The organism is Bacillus sp. (in: firmicutes), assembly GCF_031983925.1.
Taxonomy (GTDB): Bacteria; Bacillota; Bacilli; order Bacillales; family Bacillaceae_G; genus Bacillus_A; species Bacillus_A pacificus.
Map to the genome: position 1 here is coordinate 178,058 of NZ_DALYZR010000004.1, position 6,281 is coordinate 184,338.

Consider the following 6,281-nt stretch of genomic DNA (forward strand, 5'->3'; position numbering starts at 1 on the left):
AATGTCATAGGTTATCACTCTGAATCAGTAGAGTGAGCTTTTATTTTTTCTTTTTGACGTTCACAAACCTTTTCTGCAATAGCACCAGAAACATTCTTTTCCCGCTCCACTTTCTTTATCTTTACGTGATCTAAATGATCCTCCAAAGTAAGTGTAACTTTATCATTCGGCGGATTATGCGCACCTTGGAACGTAAGAAATTGTAGCGTAATTTCAAATCTAGGAACGAACTCACCGTTCTTGCCGAGACGCTTTATATTGATAACTGAAGCACATTCATATTGGTCTTCCGTCACTTGTCTTATCACAGAATAATATCGATTTAATAGCGCACTTTCTAAAAGTTGTTCATTCGATTCTTTTGCCAAAGAATAACTTGGCAAAAAGGAAAAGATAGAGCATATCATTGTTAGCATTACACATAATTTTTTCATAACGCCCTCCTTGTTCTATACGTTAGTGTTCTCAAAAACGCCATAAAAAAACGACTTTCCCTATGTAGGAAAGTCGTTTTAATGAATCCAATATTAACCACCGCTCACTGGTGGGATAAGTGCAACAACATCACCAGATTGAATCGTATCATCTTCATTTGCATATTCTTCATTAATCGCAACCATAATTGGTGTCGATACTGGCACATTATATTCAGTTGCAACAATATCTTTTAACTCTGCAACCGTAACATTTTCTTTCTCTATTTGTAATTCACTTCTTCCTGCTTCTTCTTGCAAGTTCGCAAATAACAATACTCGAATCATACTTATAGCTCCTTCCCAGGCTCTCCCGCCGGATATGGCGTTTTTTCTAATTGATCGCCAATCCAAGAGTCTCCATCTTCCCAAAACTCTTTTTTCCAAATCGGAACAATTTGTTTTATGCGTTCCATAATATATTCATTTGCTTCATAAGCCGCTTTACGATGCGGCGTTGAAACAGCCACAACAACCGCGATATCAGAAATTTGCAGTGTACCGATGCGATGTGTAATCGCAACGTGTGTACCTGGCCATTTCTCTTTCACTTCTGATCCGATTTTCTCTAGCATCTTTTCTGCCATCGTTTTATAAGCGACATATTCTAAGTATAATGTACGACGCCCTTTCGTAAACTCTCTAACCGTTCCAATAAATGTTGTAACAGCACCACATTCGCGGCGAATAACCTTATTCGCTACCTTTTCAATTGAAATTTCTGTATCAATTACTTCATAATACGTATTTGTCATTTCGCACTCCTTACCGTTTGTACAAACCAATCTATATACAAATCTTCTTCTGTTATATGAAATACTTTATATTCTTCTCGTAAGTGTGCAGGAGCATCATACCACGTAATAACTGCTACTATATTCTCTACTTTATGTAAAAGTTCAACGTCTTCCGCAAAACGAAGTAACACTACTTTCGGATAGCTCTCTTTTTTATAGCCCTCAATTACAATTGTATCTACTTCGAAAAACTCATATAAGCGAATAATTTCTTGCAAAGACCAGTTTTCTCTTAATGACGAAAGCGAAAGGAATCCAGCACCTTCTACACTACTAACAACAGCACCAGCCTTTCGGTGCCTTTCACTATCTTTTTGCGCTACTTCTGGAAACCCTCCGTGCCCGTGATGTTTAATGGTAGCAACTTTCATGTTTTGTTCAGCTAATGCATACACTACTTTCTCAACAAGTGTTGTTTTCCCGCTATTTTGATACCCTACTATTTGTAAGATTGAAGTGGCTTTGCCCATGGCCAATCACATCCCTCAGCGTGCTCTAACAATAATACAGACACTTTCATCCCTGCCTCAAAGCCTCTCGTTCCTCCAGGCAACACAATAAAAGCATTCGCATCTGCAAGTGAAGAGACCGCACTCGATTTATCTAAACCGACCGGCATCGCTTGTAATGCCCCGTCCATGATTGTCACCTTTGCTCTTACAAAACGAGTAAACGGATTCGGCTTTGGAAAATCCTTTTGTAAAATAGCATCTGCTCTATATACGTGAGGTTCTTTCGCATACAAATATGTTTTTATAACCGGATGCACAAATAGCTCAAATCCTACGTAACAAGCTGACGGATTCCCTGATAAACCGAAAAGTAACTTTCCATCAACTTCAGCTACGGTCGTTACACTTCCTGGTCTCATCGCTATTTTATTAAAGAGTACATTCGCTTGTAATCTTTCATAAATAGCTGGCAAGTAGTCATAATCTCCTACCGACACACCGCCTGTCGTAATTAAAATATCAACTTCATCCATCGCTGATTGAACAGCTGTAAAACATGCATCCAACTCGTCGGCAAGTTGGCCATAATACCGAACTTTACCTCCGGCTTTCATAATTTGAGCAGCAATCATATAAGAGTTACTATTTCTAATTTTCCCCGGCTGTAACGACTCATGTACTTCTAACAATTCACTTCCTGTCGTCACAATACCAACAACAGGCTGTTTTACAACTTTCACAGTACTATATCCAAACGTCGCTAATAAGGCCGCAACACCTGGATTGATTGCAACACCTTTCTGAACGAGAACTTGATTTTGCTTTATATCTTCTCCTTTAAATGACACATTGTCACCACTATGAAACGGACGCTTTAACTTCATATATGTTTTTCCGTCCTTCTCAAAACCTTCCGTCAGCTCTAGCATGACGACTGCATTACAATCTGCTGGAATAGCTGCTCCTGTCATAATACGAACCGCCTGAAAAGATCCTACTGCATCTAGAAAAACAGACCCCGCTCCGATTTCTCCTATTACTTCAAACTCAATTGCATTCTCTTGATTTGCTTCTTTCGTATCTTCCGCTCGAATTGCGAAACCATCGTAAGGAGAACGATCAAAATGAGGAACGTCATGATCAGAGACAACATCCTCCCCAAGAATTCTCCCGTAACTTTCCGTAATAGAAACCTCTTCTACTTCACCAATTTTCGCATATTCCATTACTCTCTCTACTGCCTCAGCAACTTGAATCGGAATTCGTTTTTCTACCATCGTTTCTCACCCCATATTTGCAATTTTTTTTATCTCGATTAAACTTTATATATTAAATAGAAATTACTTCAAGGAGGAATTCCATGTCTTCATTCACACACTTTAATGACCAAGGACGCGCGAAAATGGTTGATATAAGCGACAAAAAAGCAACCGTTCGAACAGCAATTGCGTGCTCTAGCATTGTCGTTACAAAAGAAATTTACGATAAAATCTCTCATAATGAAATTGGGAAAGGTGACGTATTAGCAGTTGCACAAATCGCTGGTATTATGGCTGCAAAACGCACTTCTGACATTATCCCAATGTGCCATCCTTTATTATTAAAAGGTGTTGACGTTTCTTTCGATTGGAAACAATCCGATGAACAATATCGATTACTGATTGAAGTAAAAGTTAAAACAGAAGGTAGCACCGGTGTTGAGATGGAAGCTTTAACAGCTGCTTCCGCTACCGCTCTTACTGTGTACGATATGTGTAAAGCTGTTGATAAAGGTATGATTATTGGCGAAACGTACTTACTTGAAAAAACAGGCGGAAAAAGTGGAGATTATGCGAGAAAGTCTTAACCTTCTCCCTGTTGAACCTAAAGGACTTCCCTTTAGGTTCAACCTATATATCTTGCATATAAACGTTTTGCTACATTTATATCATTCGTCCCATGAATAAAAGCTCTGCCATCTGTAAATAAAACGAAACGAAATTCCTCTACTAGAAAAGATACTAAATACGGAGTAGCTTTTACATCGACACTCCTTTGTAAGCGCTTTTTAATTTCTTCTAAATTAAATTCATTCCGCATACCTGGACGGATTTGTACTGTATTTCGTCCACATAACACTTCTGTTTTCGTTTGTGCTTCAAATGTTAAACTCGGATATGTACGTAATCTTCCGCAAGATAAACACGTTTCTTTTTTCTGCCTGTTCACTTTAAATGCCATCTGTTGATTATTCCAGAGATCAAACGATAACATCGTTTCGCGAAGTGCCCCATAGTCTTCTACTAATATTTTCAGCGCTTCCGTTATTTGATGCGCAACTACTAATTGTACTGCCGGCTGTATAATACCAGCCGTATCACATGTTGCCCCGCTCGCCGGATGCTCCATTAAACAGCGAAAACACGGTGTTTTTCCTGGTACAATTGTATATGTTACGCCATAGCTTCCGACACAACCACCATATATCCACGGAATATTATATTTTTGTGAAATATCATTAATAAGAAGACGCGTTTCGAAATTATCTGTCGCATCTAATATTAAATCTACACCATTCACTAGCTCTTCCATTTCTTGCACTGTTACATCCGTCACAACCGGATTTATTTCCACCTCAGAATTAATCGCTTTTAAATGCTCTGCCGCTGCTACCGCCTTCGGTTTATACTGCGTTGCGTCTTCTTCTGTATATAATTGTTGCCTTTGTAAATTGCTCCACTCTACATAATCACGATCCGCAATTGTTATTTTTCCAACACCTGCTCTAACAATCGCTTCTGCATTTGCTGCACCAAGAGCTCCCGCACCAATAATAAGCACATGCTTTTCTCTAATTTTTCTCTGTCCTTCTTCTCCAACACCAGAAAATAATATTTGCCTTGAATATCGCTCCTGCATACGATAGCCTCCTTTCTTATCCTCCTATATAAGACATTTCAATTTTCGGACGATTTTTTGCACTTTCTTCCGTCCGTTCATCCGAATACCTATCTTTTCTATTCATCCATACATCTTGTATAACGCTTACTAACTCCTCATCCGAAAGATTTCCTCTAAGAAGTTCCCTTAGGTCGAGTCCCTCTGTCGCAAATAAGCAAGTATAAAACTTTCCATCTGCTGAAATTCTCGCTCTCGTACAAGAGGAACAAAAGGACTCAGAAACAGAAGTAATAAAACCGACTTCAGTATTTGTTCCAACGTAACGATATCGCTTCGCAACTTCACCAAAATAATGTGCTTCAACTGGCTCAAGCGGATACACGCGATGAATCATCTCAATTAACTCTCGTTTCGTAACGACTTGATCAAAGTTCCATCCATTTGTACTACCAACATCCATAAACTCAATAAACCTAAGCGAGATTCCTTGCTCTTTAAAATACGCAACCATTGGAAGTACTTGATGATCATTCATCCCTTTTTTCACAACCATATTTACCTTTACATCAAGCCCGGCCTCTTTTGCAGCCATAATTCCCTTTATAACAGGTTTCGTATTAATATTCCGGCCATTAATAGCCTTAAATACATCATCATCTATTGCATCCAAACTAACATTTACTCTATGTAATCCAGCTTCTTTTAATACTTTTGCTTGCTTCGTTAAATGAATTGCATTGGTCGTTAACCCTATATCTAATAGCCCATCAATTTTCATGAGACGTGCAATAAGTTTTGTTAAATCTTTACGAAGTAGTGGCTCGCCACCAGTAAGTCTAATTTTTCGTACACCGATACTAACAAATAATCTTGCCAATCGCTCAATTTCATCAAACGTCAGTAAAAACTCATCTTTCAAAAAAGCATAATCTGGCCCAAACACTTCCGCTGGCATACAATATGTACATCTAAAATTGCAACGATCAATGACAGATATACGTAAATCTTGAAGCGGGCGTCCAAAAAAATCTGTAACCATCTCCTGCATCGCCACCCTCCCTTTCTGCCAAATTTCTCTCTTTTCATTCTATTATAATATATTTTCGAACTGCGATGTTTTTGCTCTAACAAATAAAAACCTTGAAGCATAAAAGCCCCAAGGTTTTCTTCCTATTAACTTAATCTAATAATAGTTAAAGTAGCTCCTGGCGTTGTCGTAGATAATGTAGCGATTGCAACTAATCCAAATAACTGCAGACTAATAGCAGCTCCAGCAGGCAAATTAGCAATGATCGTTGCACTAAATGAACCAGTAGCAACTGTCGGAGCGTTTATCGTTCCCGCAAGCGGACTGCCATTTACAGTTATACGAGAACTTACAAGTAATCCTGCCGTTAGATTAATTGTATAAGCTATATAATAATTCCCTGCACTTGCAACTGTAAATACAGTATTCCCACCACTAACAGTTATTCCCGGTCCAATATTTTGATTGTTTGGTAACGGAATATTCGTGCCACCTAATAAAACGGAAATAGCGGTTCCAGATGTATTATTCGCAAATGCATACGTTGCAGTTGTACTAACTCCAGTCGCCCCAGTCGCTCCAGTGGCTCCAGCTCCGGTTGGACCTGTATCTCCAGTTGGACCTTGTGAACCTGTTGCTCCGGTTGCCCCTG

Annotated in this window: 9 protein-coding genes; 1 reads left to right on the forward strand and 8 read right to left on the reverse strand. The window is 38.9% G+C overall.

The features are described 5' to 3' along the window. Positions 1-14: 14 nt before the first annotated feature. The 5 genes from RTP99_RS15845 to moeA form a co-directional block, all read right to left on the reverse strand. Complete coding sequence (locus RTP99_RS15845) at positions 15-434, reverse strand: DUF3888 domain-containing protein (RefSeq protein ID WP_000732109.1); 420 nt, start codon at positions 432-434, stop codon at positions 15-17. A gap of 93 nt (positions 435-527) precedes the next feature. Next, positions 528-761 carry a molybdopterin converting factor subunit 1 gene (gene moaD / locus RTP99_RS15850; protein ID WP_000621787.1) on the reverse strand — a complete coding sequence of 78 codons (234 nt, stop codon included), beginning with the start codon at positions 759-761 and terminating at the stop codon, positions 528-530. 2 nt (positions 762-763) lie between these two features. Then, on the reverse strand, positions 764-1,228 hold the full coding sequence (gene moaE, locus RTP99_RS15855; protein WP_000185945.1) for a molybdopterin synthase catalytic subunit MoaE: 465 nt from the start codon (positions 1,226-1,228) through the stop codon (positions 764-766). Beyond that, positions 1,225-1,740, reverse strand: a complete 516-nt coding sequence (gene mobB / locus RTP99_RS15860) for a molybdopterin-guanine dinucleotide biosynthesis protein B (protein ID WP_000513725.1) — start codon at positions 1,738-1,740, stop codon at positions 1,225-1,227. Before mobB ends, moaE begins: the two co-directional genes overlap by 4 nt. Then, positions 1,710-2,999, reverse strand: a complete 1,290-nt coding sequence (gene moeA, locus RTP99_RS15865; protein ID WP_000229675.1) for a molybdopterin molybdotransferase MoeA — start codon at positions 2,997-2,999, stop codon at positions 1,710-1,712. The genes mobB and moeA overlap by 31 nt, the downstream gene beginning before the upstream one ends. A gap of 83 nt (positions 3,000-3,082) precedes the next feature. Here moeA and moaC point away from each other — a divergent pair, with 83 nt between their 5' ends. Further along, positions 3,083-3,568 carry a cyclic pyranopterin monophosphate synthase MoaC gene (gene moaC / locus RTP99_RS15870; protein WP_000094140.1) on the forward strand — a complete coding sequence of 162 codons (486 nt, stop codon included), beginning with the start codon at positions 3,083-3,085 and terminating at the stop codon, positions 3,566-3,568. A gap of 38 nt (positions 3,569-3,606) precedes the next feature. Here moaC and RTP99_RS15875 read toward each other — a convergent pair whose 3' ends face one another. The 3 genes from RTP99_RS15875 to RTP99_RS15885 all read right to left on the reverse strand — a co-directional run. Next, positions 3,607-4,620 carry a molybdopterin-synthase adenylyltransferase MoeB gene (locus RTP99_RS15875; RefSeq protein WP_001158095.1) on the reverse strand — a complete coding sequence of 338 codons (1,014 nt, stop codon included), beginning with the start codon at positions 4,618-4,620 and terminating at the stop codon, positions 3,607-3,609. A 16-nt stretch (positions 4,621-4,636) separates the two neighbouring features. Then, positions 4,637-5,650, reverse strand: a complete 1,014-nt coding sequence (moaA, locus tag RTP99_RS15880; protein WP_001157147.1) for a GTP 3',8-cyclase MoaA — start codon at positions 5,648-5,650, stop codon at positions 4,637-4,639. A gap of 125 nt (positions 5,651-5,775) precedes the next feature. Then, the coding region (locus tag RTP99_RS15885; RefSeq protein ID WP_483861657.1) for a BclA C-terminal domain-containing protein at positions 5,776-6,281 on the reverse strand (506 nt) is incomplete at its 5' end.